At 27.2% G+C, this 16787-nt stretch carries 13 protein-coding genes; 11 read left to right on the forward strand and 2 right to left on the reverse strand.

What is annotated here, in order from left to right:
- The first annotated feature begins 7 nt into the window (after positions 1-7).
- The 3 genes from WFJ11_RS03350 to WFJ11_RS03360 are packed head-to-tail and all read left to right on the forward strand — an operon-like array spanning position 8 to position 3532.
- Positions 8-691, forward strand: coding sequence for a response regulator transcription factor (locus WFJ11_RS03350; RefSeq protein ID WP_009372593.1), 684 nt, complete (start codon positions 8-10; stop codon positions 689-691).
- Complete coding sequence (locus WFJ11_RS03355) at positions 676-2154, forward strand: sensor histidine kinase (RefSeq protein ID WP_009372499.1); 1479 nt, start codon at positions 676-678, stop codon at positions 2152-2154. The genes WFJ11_RS03350 and WFJ11_RS03355 overlap by 16 nt, the downstream gene beginning before the upstream one ends.
- Positions 2144-3532 carry a hypothetical protein gene (locus WFJ11_RS03360; RefSeq protein WP_338817701.1) on the forward strand — a complete coding sequence of 463 codons (1389 nt, stop codon included), beginning with the start codon at positions 2144-2146 and terminating at the stop codon, positions 3530-3532. The genes WFJ11_RS03355 and WFJ11_RS03360 overlap by 11 nt, the downstream gene beginning before the upstream one ends.
- A gap of 36 nt (positions 3533-3568) precedes the next feature.
- Here the strand turns inward: WFJ11_RS03360 and WFJ11_RS03365 are convergent, their stop codons facing one another.
- Entirely contained in the window at positions 3569-4501 is a 933-nt protein-coding gene (locus WFJ11_RS03365) for a selenium metabolism-associated LysR family transcriptional regulator (RefSeq protein WP_293439829.1), read from the reverse strand.
- 232 nt (positions 4502-4733) lie between these two features.
- Between WFJ11_RS03365 and glyA the strand changes: the two genes are divergently transcribed.
- Positions 4734-5972 carry a serine hydroxymethyltransferase gene (glyA, locus tag WFJ11_RS03370; RefSeq protein ID WP_338817703.1) on the forward strand — a complete coding sequence of 413 codons (1239 nt, stop codon included), beginning with the start codon at positions 4734-4736 and terminating at the stop codon, positions 5970-5972.
- Between the two features lie 53 nt (positions 5973-6025).
- Here the strand turns inward: glyA and WFJ11_RS03375 are convergent, their stop codons facing one another.
- Positions 6026-7786 carry a glycerophosphodiester phosphodiesterase family protein gene (locus WFJ11_RS03375; protein ID WP_338817704.1) on the reverse strand — a complete coding sequence of 587 codons (1761 nt, stop codon included), beginning with the start codon at positions 7784-7786 and terminating at the stop codon, positions 6026-6028.
- Positions 7787-7897: 111 nt separating this feature from the next.
- On the opposite strand from WFJ11_RS03375, the gene WFJ11_RS03380 reads away from it, so the two are divergent.
- The 7 genes from WFJ11_RS03380 (at position 7898) to purF (ending at position 16784) form a co-directional block, all read left to right on the forward strand.
- Complete coding sequence (locus WFJ11_RS03380; RefSeq protein ID WP_338817705.1) at positions 7898-8416, forward strand: class I SAM-dependent methyltransferase; 519 nt, start codon at positions 7898-7900, stop codon at positions 8414-8416.
- 283 nt (positions 8417-8699) lie between these two features.
- Complete coding sequence (locus WFJ11_RS03385; RefSeq protein WP_338817706.1) at positions 8700-9377, forward strand: phosphoribosylaminoimidazolesuccinocarboxamide synthase; 678 nt, start codon at positions 8700-8702, stop codon at positions 9375-9377.
- 58 nt (positions 9378-9435) lie between these two features.
- A complete protein-coding gene (purE, locus tag WFJ11_RS03390; protein ID WP_338817707.1) occupies positions 9436-9915 on the forward strand; it encodes a 5-(carboxyamino)imidazole ribonucleotide mutase in 480 nt (159 codons plus the stop codon).
- A gap of 15 nt (positions 9916-9930) precedes the next feature.
- The gene (purM, locus tag WFJ11_RS03395; RefSeq protein WP_338817708.1) at positions 9931-10956 is read left to right on the forward strand and encodes a phosphoribosylformylglycinamidine cyclo-ligase; all 1026 of its coding nucleotides are present in this window, start codon (positions 9931-9933) and stop codon (positions 10954-10956) included.
- An 18-nt stretch (positions 10957-10974) separates the two neighbouring features.
- Positions 10975-14643 carry a phosphoribosylformylglycinamidine synthase gene (locus WFJ11_RS03400; protein WP_338817709.1) on the forward strand — a complete coding sequence of 1223 codons (3669 nt, stop codon included), beginning with the start codon at positions 10975-10977 and terminating at the stop codon, positions 14641-14643.
- A gap of 1 nt (position 14644) precedes the next feature.
- Positions 14645-15352 carry a phosphoribosylaminoimidazolesuccinocarboxamide synthase gene (gene purC / locus WFJ11_RS03405; protein ID WP_004833483.1) on the forward strand — a complete coding sequence of 236 codons (708 nt, stop codon included), beginning with the start codon at positions 14645-14647 and terminating at the stop codon, positions 15350-15352.
- Positions 15339-16784, forward strand: a complete 1446-nt coding sequence (gene purF / locus WFJ11_RS03410; RefSeq protein WP_338817711.1) for an amidophosphoribosyltransferase — start codon at positions 15339-15341, stop codon at positions 16782-16784. The genes purC and purF overlap by 14 nt, the downstream gene beginning before the upstream one ends.
- The last annotated feature ends 3 nt before the right edge of the window (positions 16785-16787 follow it).

The raw sequence follows: 16787 nt of genomic DNA on the forward strand, positions 1-16787 counted from the left end.
GGTTACAATGAGTAAAATTTTATTAGTTGAAGATGAAGAAAATATTAGATTGTTTACAAAAATTAATCTTGAAAGAGAAGGTTTTGAAGTTCTAGAAGCTGAAAGTGGAGAAATTGGAGTAGAACTTGCCTTAAAATATAATCCTCAAGTTGTTATTTTAGATGTAATGCTACCAGGAATAGATGGCTTTGAAGTATGTAAGATTCTTAGAGAAAAACTTCCTAAAATTGGGATTATAATGCTTACTGCTAAAACTCAAGATGTAGATAGAATTAATGGATTAGAAAGTGGAACTGATGATTATTTAAGTAAACCATTTAATCCTGTTGAACTTATTTTAAGAATAAAATCTCTTATTAGACGTCTTGTTTCAATTCAAAATAGTAGTGACTTGATAAGTATATATCCTTTTAAATTAGATTTATATTCTAAGAATTTTTATAAAGATGGAAAAGAAATTGAACTTACGCCAACAGAACTAACTATTATTACAATATTTATGTCAAATCCTGGTAGAGCTTTTTCAAGAAATGAGCTTTTAAATATGACATGGGGAGAAGAATTTGATGGAGACATTAAAATCGTAGATGTTAATATTAGAAGACTAAGAGCTAAAATTGAGGACAATTCAAGTAAACCAAAATATATTGAAACAGTTTGGGGGACTGGATATAGATGGAATTCAAACTAAAGTATAATAAACTAGTTGATAAATTTAATGAAATAAAAGATTTAATTTTAAAAAAATCTTTAAGAACTAGAATAATGACTCAGTTTTTTATGGTTATAGTTTTAATAGTAGTATTCTTTGAAATTTTTTTGATTTTTACAATAAAAAACTATTATTATTCTGGTGTTACTGGAATAATACAAAATCAGGCTAAGTATAGTGCAAAGCTATATGAAATTCATTTAGCAAATTCAAGTTTATCTGAGCTTGTATTAGATGATATTGAAGAGTTTTATAGTGAAGTAAATGCACAGGTGCAAATTCTAAATAATTCGGGAAAAGTTTTACTTGATACAGTAAATGGGAATCAAATTGGTAGTGTATTATCTTCAAATGACGTTACATCAGCCAAAAATGGAAGTAATGGTTCAACTGTATATAAAAATCCTATTTCAAATAAAAATGAATTGGCTGTAACAATTCCTCTTAATAATGGGAATGAACAAGTTGGCATAGCAAGGTTTATAATTTCTATGGAAAATATTGATAGTATGATTGCGCAACGTTATCTTGTTTTCTTTTTATTTGGTTTTTTTGTTATAATAATAGGAATGAGTATAAGTATATTTATGAGTAATAGAATTGTTAATCCTATTGAACGATTAACTAATGTCGCATTAAAATTAGCTGATGGGCAATTAAATGAAAAAGCAGATGAGGTTGGAGATTTTGAAATTTCAAAGCTTGGTAGTACAATGAATTTAATGAGTGAAAATTTGGTAAAAAAAGAGCAATTAAAGAAGGATTTTATTTCAAGTATTTCTCATGAATTAAGAACACCCCTTACTGTTATAAAGGGATGGGCTTTTACTTTACAACCAGAGGCTAAAAATAATAAACTTTTAGAAGATGGTTTAAGTATTATAGAAAAAGAAAGTGATAGATTAGGGAATATGGTTACAGAGCTTTTAGATTTTTCTGAATTAAGTAGCGGTAGACTTATAATGAATAAAGAACTTTTTGACCTTAATGAGCTTGGAATTTTTATTAACAAACAATTAATGCCTAAATCAAGTTCTAAGAAAATAGATATGATTCTAAATTATGATGAGACAAAAAGAGTTATGGTAATGGCTGATAGAGATCGAATCAAACAAGTGTTCATAAATATTTTAGATAATGCTCTAAAATTTACTGATGAAGGTGGAGTTGTTTTAACAGATATTAAAATTGAAAATGAAAGAGCTGTTGTTGAAGTCATAGATAATGGTTGTGGAATTTCTGAAGATGAAATATCTTTAGTTACTGGTAAATTTTATAAAGGTTCTAATAGTAACTCACATACAGGTCTTGGTTTGTCTATTTGTGAGGAAATTGTAAAAGCTCATAATGGGAACTTGATAATAAGAAGTGTTTTAGAGAAAGGTACTGTTGTTAGAGTTGAATTGCCAATTGAAAAAGGAGATATTCAAAATGAGACATAGAAAAATTATTTTAAGTAGTATTGGAATAAGTTTAGCGTTTTTAATAATTTTATTGTTTTTTGTCTTAAGAGGAAATTTTTTTAGATATACTGATATTAATTCTATGATATTAGAGCCAAAATCAAATTCGCTGTTAATTTCAGGAACTTGGAAATTGACTTCTATAACATCATTGAGTGATGGAAGTGAAGAAAAAAGTTCTGATGATAAGTGTTATATTAACGAAAAATTTGTTTATTTTGAAAAAACAAGTACATCAAATCCAAATTTTAAGTTTAGGCAGCTCAATTTTAAAAATTATTTGTTGTATAATGGCGTCATAACTGATAAGATTAGTATTGATTCTGATGAGGTAATAGTAGTTTCTATAAAAGATGAGAGAAATTTTTATAAAGAATTTATAATTTTGAATAAAAATAAAATTGCTACAATTCATCACAAAAAGTATTATGTTTTTGAAAAAATTTCAGATGATGTAGATAATGATCTTATTGATAAGTTAAAACTAAATGAAAGTTCTAATAATACTAAAAAAGATATTTCATTTTTAATTGGAGTAAAAAGTGTTGGAACAAAGGATGTTGATTATGAAACTTTTTTAATAAGAAAAAATGGAAATGATAAACCTACTGCAAACAAGATAAATGGGCTCTTTGTCAATAATCAAAACAAATTTTTTCTTGTAAATTCTACCAAGGATAGTATTTATATAACAAATGACTATATAAATAACACAACAAAAAATATATTAGATATAAAGAATGCTACAATAAATTTTTTGAGTAAAAACTATATTAGTCTTGAGTCATATAATTCAGAAACAAATAAAAAGAATTATTCTATTTATAAAATTGGAAATTTATCAGAAGAGAGTAAAATGTCTATTAAAGATATTGCCGGAGATAGAGGAGAGAAGGCATATTTTAACAATATTAGAAAACTTGGATATTCAAGTGAAAATGTTAACTCATATGATATGAAAAATTTTGGGGTAAAGAGAAACAACTTTAATTGGTTTTTTAAGGGAATATTAAGTAATTATTCAAACGATAATTTTGTTTCTAGTGAAATTGATTTAGATTTAATTCCTAACGTAGATATTTTTACGAATAAATCAAGTAAAATTTCAAAATTAAAAGTAAAAGAAAAAGTACAAAATGTGTTGGATTATTTTGTTTCTCCAGACGAGAGTATGATAGTTATTTTAACTGCTGATGATATTTCAATGTATGAAATAAAAAATAACGAAATTGGAACTTTACCAATATTTAATACAACTTTGAAAAATCGAAGAGAGGTTGTTACTTTTCAATGGACTAACTCAATTAGTAGTGAATTGACATATACTGAGTTTATGAAAATAAAACAGGTAAATTAAATAGAAAAATCTCTATGCATTCATAGAGATTTTTCATTATATAGAATTTATATCTAATTCTTTTTTTAATTCATTAATTTCATCCATCATAAAATCTTTGAATATTTTATTGATGTTAGAAAATTGTAAATTTTTATTGTATACAAAATAAAATTTACGGTTTAAATAAAGATTTTTTATATTTAATATTTTAACTTTATCTTTAAATGGAGATATATTTAACATTCTTTGAGATACAAAGCCAGTTCCAACTCCTTTTGTGATAAGTTCTAATATTGTGTTAGTATCATGTATTGTAGCTACACTATTAGAAATTACGTTTAAAGAGTTATTTCTTTTTAATTCATCTTCTACAATTTGTCTCGTACCTGAACCAATTTCTCTTAGTATAATTTTATCATTACTTAAATCTTCAATATCTATAACTGAATAGTTCTTTAAGTCAGGATAATTATCCTTATTGACAACATAAACAATATGATCATCCATAATTTGAGTATATATCAATTTAGGATTAGAAATCTTTAATCCTACAATACCAAAGTCAGTTTCTCCTACTAAAATACTGTCTATTACTGTTCTTGAATCATCATTACTAATATTAAAAGATATATCAGGAAATAAATTTGAAAATTTTTCAATCAAATTTGGTAAAATTATTTTTCTTGGAACGGAAGAAACACAAATATTTAAAGTTCCCTTTAAATTTTGTGAATATATGTCCAAATCCCTTATTATTTCATCATAAGAAGCTAAGATATTAAGAGCATGTTTATATACGATGCTACCCGCTTGTGTCAGTGTTACACTTCTTCTAGTTCTAACAAATAAAGAAGTATTTAATTCAGATTCAAGAGCTTGTATATGATTAGTAACAGATGGTTGAGTTATATATAACACATCTGCTGTTTTTGTAAAAGATTTAGTTTTTACAATTGTAATAAAAGTTTCTAATTGTTTAAAGTCCATAAAATCCTCCATATGTATAATTAAGACAATAAAATGTAATTTTTATATATTTTTTAATATTATAACATTTTTTTAACAAAAAGTAAATATTAATAAAATATTATAAATTTAAATGAATTATTTTTAATAACTAGGTAAATTGCGAAAAAAGCTTGAAAATAAAAAAATTTAGAAAACGTGTTGACTTAAGATATAAAATATGGTAATATATCATTGTTAGGGGGTAATAGAAATGTTTTCAAATGAGAATATAAAAAAAGTTGATCCAGCTATAGCTGAAGTGTTGGATAAAGAATTAGAAAGACAAAATAGCCATATTGAATTGATAGCTTCTGAAAACTGGGTAAATGATGCGGTTTTAGAAGCAGCAGGAAGTATATTAACTAATAAATATGCTGAAGGATATCCTGGAAAAAGATATTATGGTGGTTGTGAAGTTGTAGATGAAGCAGAAAAATTAGCTATTGAAAGAGTTAAAGAACTTTATGGTTGTGAATATGCAAACGTTCAACCTCATTCAGGCTCTCAAGCTAACTTTGCTGCATTTTTTGCTATTTTAAAACCAGGTGATACTTATATGGGTATGAACTTAAACCATGGTGGACATTTAACACATGGAAACCCTATTAACTATTCAGGTAGTATATATCATCCAGTTCCATATGGAGTAGATGAAAATGGATTTATAGATTACGATGAAGTTTTGAAAATTGCAAAAGAATGTAAACCTAAATTAATTTTGGCAGGTGCCTCTGCTTATGCAAGGAAGATAGATTTTAAGAAATTTAGAGAAATTTGTGATGAAGTAGGTGCAGTATTAATGGTAGATATGGCTCATATTGCTGGTCTTGTTGCTGCTGGATTACATGAATCACCAATTCCTTATGCAGATGTAGTTACATCTACAACTCATAAGACATTAAGAGGACCAAGGGGCGGACTTATTTTGTCCAATGCTGCTGCAAATGAAAAATTTAATTTTAATAGAGCGGTATTTCCTGGATCACAAGGTGGACCATTATTACACATAATAGCTGCAAAGGCTATAGCTTTTAAACAAGCTTTAGAGCCTGAGTTTAAAGAATATCAAAAACAAGTTTTGAAAAATGCTCAAGCATTAGCAAAAGGATTAATGAATAGAGGAATTAAACTTGTATCTAATGGTACAGATAATCATTTAATGCTAGTTGATTTAAGAGATTATGATATGAGTGGTAAAGAACTTGAAAAAGCATTAGATTCCGTTCGTATTACTTGTAATAAAAATACTATTCCAAATGATCCAAGATCACCATTTGTTACAAGTGGTATAAGACTTGGAACTCCTGCAATTACTACTAGAGGATTTAAAGAAGAAGAAATGGATTTAATAGCTGAAGCAATTGCCGAAGTTATAAAAAATGGAGAAGAAGGTAAAGAAAAAGCATTGAAAATAGTTGAAGAATTAACTAAGAAAATTCCTTTAAAATAGTATTATTTAATATTTATAAAAAAAAGACGTCAGCACATTTTACTGACGTCTTTTTATGGAATTAATGATATTATCTTATTAATTATTAATTGTTCGAAATTAAAATTATTTTTTTCCAATTCTAAAATTTCTTTTGAAAGAGTAACTTCATCTGTTATTATTCCGTCTGCACCACTAGAGTATGCCTTTGTGATATCTTCATGAGTGTTCGCAGTCCAGATATATACTCTTTTTCCATTTTTTTGAATTTTTCTTATCATTTCGTTCGTTACTATTTCTTTTTCTATGCAGAAAAAATCTACAAATTTAACATTGTAGAATTTACCATAACTAAATGCTAATATTAGACCAGTTGATATGTTAGGTGAAATATCTTTAAATTCTTTCAGTGCTTTTGGAGATAGAGATGAAACAATTATATCATAGGGCAAATCTTTAACTAATTTTGCTACTTCTTCAGCAAGTTTCTTTTCATTGCTTTTAAAAGGTTTTAATTCTATATTTAATTTTATCTTTCCTGAAGTTTTTTCAAGAACAGTTTGTAAATCAACAAAATTATATTCTTTAGAATTTTTTTTATCAATTATTTTATAGTTTTTTAATTCTTCAAAAGTTAAATCTTCAATATTAACTTTTTTTCCGGTAAGTCTTTTTAAATTATGGTCATGCGATAAAACAACTACATTGTCTTTGGTTAATACAACATCAATTTCTGCAAATCCCGCTTCGTTTTGTATAGCTTCATTTATAGATTCCAATGTGTTTTCAGCAGAATTTTTTGTACTTCCTCTATGAGCCATAATATCCGGTTTTAGATTTCTAAAACTATGATAAAATTTAATTTCTTCATTTGAGTTTCTGTATTTACTAAAAATTCCAGCAAAAATTAGAAATATTATTACAAGAGACATCTTTAGTTTAATTTTATTTGTAGGATAGACTATGTTACTAAATTCAACATTGGTTGAGGTTTTAAAATAAAATTTTGATAAATCATAAAAGGTAACGGTATTTGATAAAACATTTGTGAAAATTTTTAAAATTGTTGCTATAGATAAATAAGCTATTATTCCAATATTACTTAATGTTTTATTACTTGTTTGCATATAAAATATTAATATTATAACAAATAAGAAGATAAATTTTACTATTTGAATTAGTAAATTTTTTATTCCTATTATTAATAGTACTTTTATACTTTTGAAGATATTTTGTTTAATTCTCTTAAAACTTATTTTTATGCTTTCTATAAAATTTTTATTTTCTAAAAAAAATATATGGTAAACAAACAATAAAATTATTGAAAAAATTATTGCTAAAATAATTATGATAATAAATAAAACTATGCCTGTAGTCGAATTTAAAATATATTCAGTAATAAAATTGGGAATTTTAATTCCTTTATGAATTGATGTTGATATTGGTATGTTTATGGATACTAATATCAAAATTAAGTAATTTTGTATTTTTTTTATTTTAGATTTAACTAGTTTATATGAATTATTGAAAATCTCTAAAATAGAAACTTCATTTCCAAGTCTTGTTTGATTTGTAGTAAATATAAACCCACTTACTTCAAATAATTTAACTATGGAAAATGAAAAAATAATTATTAAAATAGACCATATTTTTGTTGGAGATTTTGCAAAAATACTAGGACTTTCTATATAGAAAAAGCCAAATTTAGTTAATTTTAAAATATATGAAAAAAATTCTTTTGCAAAAGGCAATAAAATAACAATAAAAGCCAGTTGATATAATAAGTCAAAAATTAATAAATTTTTAAAGCTTTTTTTTCTTAACAGTTTAAACATATTATCTCCTTTCTAAAAAATATATAAATAATAATACCATAAATAGAGATAATTATAAAGTAAATAATGTTTTAAGAATTTATTTATGGTATAATTGATTTGGAGGATGCTATGAGAATTAATTTAAAAAAAGAATTAAAAGGTGATATTTTAGATATTGGTGGTGGAGGAGAAGGAATAATAGGACGTCTATATACCAATCAAGTTATTTCAATAGACAATAGAAAAGAAGAGCTTGATGAAGCTCCTGATTTTTGTAATAAAATTTTGATGGATGCTACCAATTTAAATTTTAAAGAAAATTCATTTGATGTTGTAACATTTTTTTATTCATTGATGTATATGAATGAAGAAACTAAGAAAAAAGCTATATTTGAATCCTTCCGTGTATTAAAAACAGGTGGTATTTTATGTATATGGGGTACAGAGATAGAAAATATTTATCCTAAACCATTCTTAGTTGAATTGGATATTCGTTTTGAAAATAATGAAGTTCATACAACTTATGGAGTAATAAGAAATGAAATACAAACGATTGATATGATAAAAAATCATGCAAAAGAATGTGGATTTAAACTAATTTTATCTGAATTTGAAGAAAGTATATTTTATTTAAAGTATTATAAATAATAAATTATGTAGAACAATTTATAATAAAAATATTTTTTAAAGTCATATTGACAAAATACAATTTTCTTGCTATCATTTAGTTGTAAGTTAATTACGATTACTAAAATGAAATAAAATCTATGAGAGAAAGAGTATCTAGGGTTCCGAATTTTATTGCTGGTCCGAGCGATACGAATACTTTTTAGTATTACACCTAAGGGAGAAAAGCCCAGGAGGTAGGTTTCGCTTGAAGCCTACTTGCTGGGCTTATTTATTTCTTATGTTTAATTTTAGGAGGTATTTTATGAAAAAAATTTACACTGGAAAGACAAAAGATATTTACAAGAGCGAAGATGGGAATTACATTTTAAAGTTTAAGGATGATGTTACTGGAGAAAATGGAGTTTTTGATCCGGGTGCTAATACTGTAGGTTTATCAATTGAAGGTGTAGGACATGAAGGTTTAAAGATTACTAAATATTTCTTTGAAATATTAAAGGAAAAAGGAGTTAGAACTCACTACATAGATTGTGACTTAAATGAAAATACTATGACTGTAAAGCCTTGCGAAGTTTTTGGTAAAGGATTAGAGGTAATTTGTAGATTTAAAGCTGTAGGTAGTTTTATAAGAAGATATGGTTTATATGCAAAACCTAATGATGATTTAGATACTTATGTTGAAATTACATTAAAAGATGATGAAAGATGTGATCCTTTAATTACTAAGGATGCACTTGTTATGTTAAATATATTAACTGAAAAGGAATATGAAGACTTAGTAGCACTTACTAAAGAAATTTGTACTATTATTAGAGATGTTTTAAAAGAAAAGGGACTTACTTTATACGATATTAAGTTGGAATTTGGTAAAGTTGATGGAGAAGTTGTATTGATTGATGAAATATCTGGTGGAAATATGAGAGTGTACAATGGAGATAAAATTGTTGCACCAACTGATTTATATTCTTTTTTGGTTAAGTAATTGTAGCCGGAAGAATATTTCCGGCTTTTTATATTAATAAAATTTTTTGGAGGTTATTATGAAGGTCGCTATTATTATGGGCAGTATTTCTGATAAAGATATTGCTAAAAAAACTTGTGATATTTTAAAAAAATTTGGAATAGAATATGATGCTAGAGTTATCTCTGCTCATCGTTCTTTAGAATTTGCAATAGATTTTGTTAATAAAATGGAAGAAAATAATATTGAACTAATTATAGCATTTGCCGGAAAGGCTGCACACCTAGCAGGAGTTTTAGCTGGGATTTCGACTGTACCTGTTATAGGAGTACCTGTTAAAGCTTCAACACTTGACGGATTGGACGCTCTACTTTCAACTGTTCAAATGCCTAAAGGGGTGCCTGTTGCAACTGTTGCTATTGATGGAGCGGAGAATGCCGGTATTTTAGCAACACAAATTTTATCATTAAAATATGATGAGTTAAAAGTTAAACTTAAAGAATATAAGCTTGAGATGAAAGAACAAGTAAAAAAAATGGATAATGATTTAGATATATAAATGGAGGATATTTTAATGGCATTAACATATGAATCTGCTGGGGTAAATAAACATGAAGGATATAATGAAGTAAATTTAATAAAAAAATTTATTAAAAACACATATACAAAAGGGGTTCTTTCTGATTTAGGCGGTTTTTCAGGACTTTTTGAACTTGGAAAAGAATTTAAAAATCCTGTTTTGGTTTCCGGAACTGATGGAGTTGGAACAAAAGTAAAATTGGCTCAAATTATGGATGTTCACAATACAGTTGGAATAGATTGTGTTGCAATGTGTGTTAATGATATTTTATGTCAAGGTGCTAAACCTCTGTTCTTTTTAGATTATATTGCTACCGGAAAACTTGTTGCAGAAAAAATGGCAAGTATTGTTGAAGGAGTTGCAGAAGGATGTATTCAATCAGGAAGTGCTTTGATTGGTGGAGAAACTGCAGAGATGCCAGGAATATATAAAGAAGAAGATTATGATATTGCAGGTTTCTGTGTGGGTGTTGTTGAAAAGGATAAAATAATTGATGGTAAGAAAAATGTAAAAAAGGGAAATATTATTTTAGCATTACCATCTTCAGGGGTTCATAGTAACGGTTTTTCTCTAGTTAGAAAGATAATTTTTGATTATAAAAACTTTTCGTTAACCGATATAATAGAAACAGGAAGAACTTTAGGTGAAGAACTTTTGACTCCAACTAAAATTTATGCGAAATCAATAGTTACTTTGTTAGAAAAATTTAAGGTAAATGGTCTTTGTCATATAACAGGTGGAGGAATTTATGAAAATGTACCAAGAGTTTTAGGCGATGTTGTTGATGCTAAAATTTTTGAAAAAAATATTCCACAAAAAGAAATTTTTTCACTTCTTCAAAAATGGGGAGAAATTTCAAAAGAAGAAATGTATGGAACTTTTAATATGGGAATAGGAATGTTAATTTTTGTTGAAAGAGAAGATGTTGAAGGAATAAAAGACTTATTTAAAGAAATGAATGAAGAAATTTACGAAGTTGGAGAAGTTGTAGAAGGAAATTCTAAAGTAATTTTATGTTAGTAAATTTTTGGAGGAATTATGGATAAAAGAATTTTTGTTAAGAAAAGAGATGTATATAATAAGGAAGCTTTAGATCTTAAAGACAATTTAAATATAGAATATAATTTAGGAATAAAAGATTTAGAACTTTATATTATATATGACATTTACAATATCAATGAAAAAACATATGAATTAGCTAAAAATTCAGTTTTCTCAGAAATAATGATTGATGAAGTAATTGAAGACATAATACTTCAAGATGGAAGATATTTTGCATATGAAACACTACCAGCACAGTATGATCAAAGAGCTGATAGTGCTGTTCAATGTGTATCTCTTTTAGATAATAATTCAAAAATTACTGTAAGAAGCGGAAAACTTATAATTTTTGATAGAGTTTTAAATCAAGATGAAATGGATAAAGTAAAAAAATATTTGGTTAATCCTATTGAATCAAGAGTTAAAAATATGAATATTTTGAGTTTTTCAATGAGTTCAGAAATGAAAAAAATGAAAGACTTAAAAGGCTTTTCTTCTTTTTCAAAAGATGAATTAATTGATTTAAAAAATGAAATGTCTCTAGCGATGAATATTGAGGATTTAATTTTCATTCAAGATTATTTCAAAAATGAAGGAAGAACACCTACTGAAACTGAAATTTACGTTTTAGACTGTTATTGGAGTGATCATTGTAGACATACAACTTTTGAAACTGTGTTAGATGATATTAAAATTGAATCTGAGCTTTTCCAAAAAGAAATGCAAAGTGCTTTTGATATTTACTTAAATATTAGAAAAGAATTAAATATTACTAAGCCTATAACTCTAATGGATATGGCAAGTATATTTGGTAAATATCACAAAAGAGTATTAAATGATAAGAATATAGAGGTTAGTGAAGAAATTAATGCTTGTTCATTTTTTACTGATATTGAAAATAATGGAAAAGCAGAAAAATGGTTAATTCAATTTAAAAACGAAACACATAATCACCCTACAGAGATTGAACCTTTTGGTGGAGCGAGTACTTGTGTTGGAGGAGCAATTAGAGATCCATTATCCGGAAGAAGTTATGTTTATCAAGCAATGAGAGTAACAGGCTGTGGTAATATTTTACAAAAAAGAGAAGAGACTTTGAAACATAAATTGCCTCAAGTTGATATTTCTACAAAAGCTACAAGCGGTTACTCATCTTATGGTAATCAAATTGGACTTGCAACAACTTATGTAAAAGAACTCTATGATGGTTCTTATGTTGCTAAACATATGGAAGTTGGAGCAGTTGTTGGAGCTGTTAAATATGGAGATTTCAAAAGAGAAACTCCTGTTAAAGATGATATTGTAATCTTAATTGGAGGAAGAACAGGTAGAGATGGCATTCAAGGAGCAAGTGGTTCAAGTTTAATTCATACAAATGATTCTCTTGAAACAGCATCAAGTCAAGTTCAAAAGGGAAATGCCATTGAAGAGAGAAAAATTCAAAGATTATTTAGAAAACCTGAAGTTACAAAATTGATTAAAAAATGTAATGATTTTGGTGCGGGTGGTGTTTGTGTTGCAATCGGAGAATTATCTGAAGGAATTGAAATTCATTTAGATAAAGTTTTGTTAAAATATGAGGGATTAAATCCTACAGAAATCGCCACAAGTGAGTCACAAGAACGTATGGCAGTTGTAATTTCACCAAGTGATTATGAATTTTTTATAAAAGAATGTGAAAAAGAAAATATAGAATATTCTAAAGTAGCAACTATAACTGATAGAAGAAGACTTGAGATGTATTATTATGATGATAAGGTTATGGATTTAAGTGCAGACTTTTTGGCAACAAGTGGAGTAAGACAACACTCAAAAGCAACACTATGCGATAATAATGGTAGCAATCCTTTTGAAAATAAGATTGTTTCTAAAGAAAATGTATTAAATGAATTATCTTCATTAAATGTGGCTTGCCAAAAAGGAATTGCTCAAAGATTTGATGCTTCAATAGGCGCAACAACTGTATTAATGCCTTTCTCAGGTAAAAATCAATTAACTCCGGTACAAGCTGGTATTCAGGCATTACCTACAATTCACTCAACAAGTGATACAGCTACAATTTTGAGCTATGGATTTATTCCAAAGATATCTCATTACTCTCCATTCTTATCATCTATTTATGCTGTTTTAGAATCTGTTGCTAAAGTTTATGCCGTTGGTGGAGATAAAAGTAATTTATATTTTTCATTCCAAGAATATTTTGAGAAACTTGGAAAAGATAGAAAAAAATGGGGAAAAGTTACCCAAAGTTTACTCGGAACTATTTATGCTCAAAATGAGATAGGTTGTCCAAGTATCGGAGGAAAAGATAGTATGTCAGGAACATTTAATGACTTAAATGTTGTTGAAACATTAATATCTTTTGCATGTACTCCTGTTAAAATTAAGAATGTAATTTCTCCGGAATTAAAAACAATTGGAAATTATATATATTATGTTCCTATTGTAAAAAATTCGAAAGGATATCCTGAAATTAAGGAAACATTAAAAAGTTATGAACTGATAAATGAACTTATAAAATCAGGTAAAATTTTATCTGCATATGTTCAAGAAGAAGGTAGTGTAGTAAGTTCTCTAGTAAAAATGGCAGTTGGAAATGGTTTAGGTTTCACAGTTAATAAGGAAAATATTTTAAATTTTGATCCTGCATCAATTGTTGTAGAATCAAATTGTGAGTTACCTTTTGAAAAAATTGGAATGGTTAGTGAAGAAATTTCTATAAATGGAATTAAATTTGATTATGATGAAATATATAATGCATATACAAAAACATTAAATAAAATTTATCCTTTATATCAAAATTTGGATTGTGGAAATTGTGAAAATTTATCTAATGACAAAAATGAAAAAAAATATTACAAAGAATATATTGAAAATGTAAATGTCTTAATTCCTGTATTTCCTGGAACTAATTGCGAATATGATGTAGAAAAAGCATTTATTGATGCAGGAGCTACAACAAAAACTGTTATTTTTAGAAATAAAAAAGAAGATGATATTGAAAAGTCAATTGAAGAATTAGTAAATGGAATAAAAGATGCACACATTATTATGATACCAGGAGGATTTTCTAGTGGAGATGAACCAGATGGAAGTGCAAAGTTTATAGTAAATGTTTTGAAAAATGAAAAAGTTAAAGATGCAATTCATAAACATTTAGATGATAAAAAATTAATTTTTGGTATTTGTAACGGATTCCAAGCATTAATTAAGTCAGGACTTATACCTTACGGAAGAATAAAGTCCTTAACTGAAGATGATTTGACATTATATAGAAATGACAGTTATCATCATATTTCAACAAGTGCCATAACTCGTGTTGCAAATGTAAATTCTCCTTGGACTCAAAATTTTGAAATTGGACAATTACATGAAATTATGTTCAGTCATGGAGAAGGAAAACTTGTTGGAAACAATATTGAGAAATTTAAAAATTTATGTGCCTTCCAATACTGTGATTTTGAAGGTAATGCAAGTAGCAATGGAAAATTTAATCCTAATGGTTCTTTATATGCTATCGAAGGTATGATAAGTAAAGATGGATTGATTTTAGGGAAAATGGGACATAGTGAACGTTATGGAACGAATTTGTATAAAAACAAAACTATAACAGGAATTCAAAATATATTTAGAAATGGTGTAAATTATTTTAAAGGAGAAAAATAGTATGAAACTTTTATATGAAGGCAAGGCAAAACAATTATTTCAATGTGAAAATAATGAAGAAATATATATTCATTATAAAAATAGTGCAACTGCATTTAATGGAGAAAAAAAGGAGGAATTTGATAAAAAAGGTATTTTAAATAATACAATCACCTCATTTATTTTTGAGTATTTAGAAAGAAATGGAATAGAAACTCATTTTATTAAAAAAGTGAATGATACCGATCAAATCTGTAAACATGTTAAAATTATTCCTTTAGAAGTTATTACTAGAAATATAGTAGCGGGTTCTATGGCTAAAAGATATGGTTTAGAAGAAGGTATGAAATTAAAAAAGCCAATTTTTGAACTGAGCTATAAAAATGATGAACTCAATGATCCTCTAATAAATGATGACCATGCAATAGCTTTAGGAATTGTTTCAGAAGAAGAACTTTCTTTTATAAAAAAAGAAACTGAAAAAATTAATGAACTTTTGAAAAAATTTTTTTTGAAAGCGGGATTGATTTTAGTTGATTTCAAAATTGAGTTTGGAAAAACAAGTGACGGTAAAATAATTTTGTCAGATGAAATTTCTCCTGATACTTGCAGATTATGGGACGTAAAAACGAGAAATAAACTTGACAAAGATCGTTTTCGTAGAAATTTAGGTTCAGTTATGGATGCATATGAAGAAGTTTTAAGGAGAATAACAAGTGCGTGGAATTAATGAAGAATGTGGAGTTTTTGGTGTCTGGAATCATAAGGAAGCTTCAAAGTTAACATATTTTGGGCTTCATAGTTTACAACATCGAGGTCAAGAAGGTGCAGGTATTATAAGTTCCGATGGAGAAACTTTATATAGTTATAGAAATTTAGGATTAGTTTCTGAAGTTTTTAAAGATAAAGAAATTCTCTATAATTTAGTTGGAAGTTCTGCAATAGGACATGTAAGGTATGCAACTGCAGGAGATAATAGTGTTAGAAATGTTCAACCATTTTTATTTGACTTTTATGATATGAGTATTGGTATTTGTCATAATGGGAATTTAGTAAATGCTAAAACTTTAAGATTGGAATTAGAAAAAAATGGAGCTATTTTTCATTCTTCTTCAGATACTGAAGTTTTAATTCACTTAATCAGAAGAAGTAAAAAAGAAACTTTTGAAGAAAAATTAAAAGAGAGTTTAGGTAAAATTAAAGGAGGATTTACTTATTTGATTTTAACTAAAGATACTTTATATGGAGCTGTTGACCCTAATTCTCTAAGACCATTAGTTATTGGAAAAACTGAAAATGATACCTATGTTATGGCAAGTGAAACTTGTGCTATAGATAATATAGGAGTTGAATTTTTTTGCAATGTAAAAGCTGGTCAATTGGCTATAATCGATAAAGATGGTCTTAAAATTGAAAATTATACTACTCCTGATAGGATTTCTATTGCTGCTATGGAATATGTTTATTTTGCAAGACCAGATTCGAATATTGCAGGAGTAAATGTTCATACTGCAAGAAAAAACACAGGCAGAGCTCTAGCAAGAGAATGTCCTGCAGATGCAGATATAGTAGTTGGTGTACCTAATTCTTCACTTTCTGCAGCAAGTGGATTTGCAGAAGAAAGTGGCCTACCTTATGAAATGGGATTGATTAAAAATCAATATATTGCAAGAACTTTTATTCAACCTACTCAGGAACTTAGAGAGCAAGGCGTAAGAATGAAATTATCTGCGGTAAAGGGGGTTGTTAAAGGAAAAAGAGTTGTTATGGTTGATGATTCAATTGTTAGAGGTACAACATGTAAAAGAATTGTTAAACTTTTAAAAGATGCAGGAGCATCTGAAGTTCATGTTAGAATTGCATCTCCTCCTTTTGTGTTTCCTAGTTTTTACGGAATAGATATTTCTACTTCAGGAGAACTTATTGCAGCCAATAAGACATTGGAAGAAATAAAAGAAATAATAGGAGCAGATTCATTGGGATATTTGAGTGAACAAGGACTTGTAGATTCAATAGGTCTTAAGTTTGATGCTCCATATAACGGATTATGTATGGATTGTTTTAATGGAGACTATCCAGCTGGATTGTATGATTATGAAGAGGATTTTAATAATTCTTTAACTGATATTCAAAGAAGAATTTTAGAAAGAAAAAATAAATAATAT

Source organism: Parvimonas micra (assembly GCF_037482165.1).
Taxonomy (GTDB): domain Bacteria; phylum Bacillota; class Clostridia; order Tissierellales; family Peptoniphilaceae; genus Parvimonas.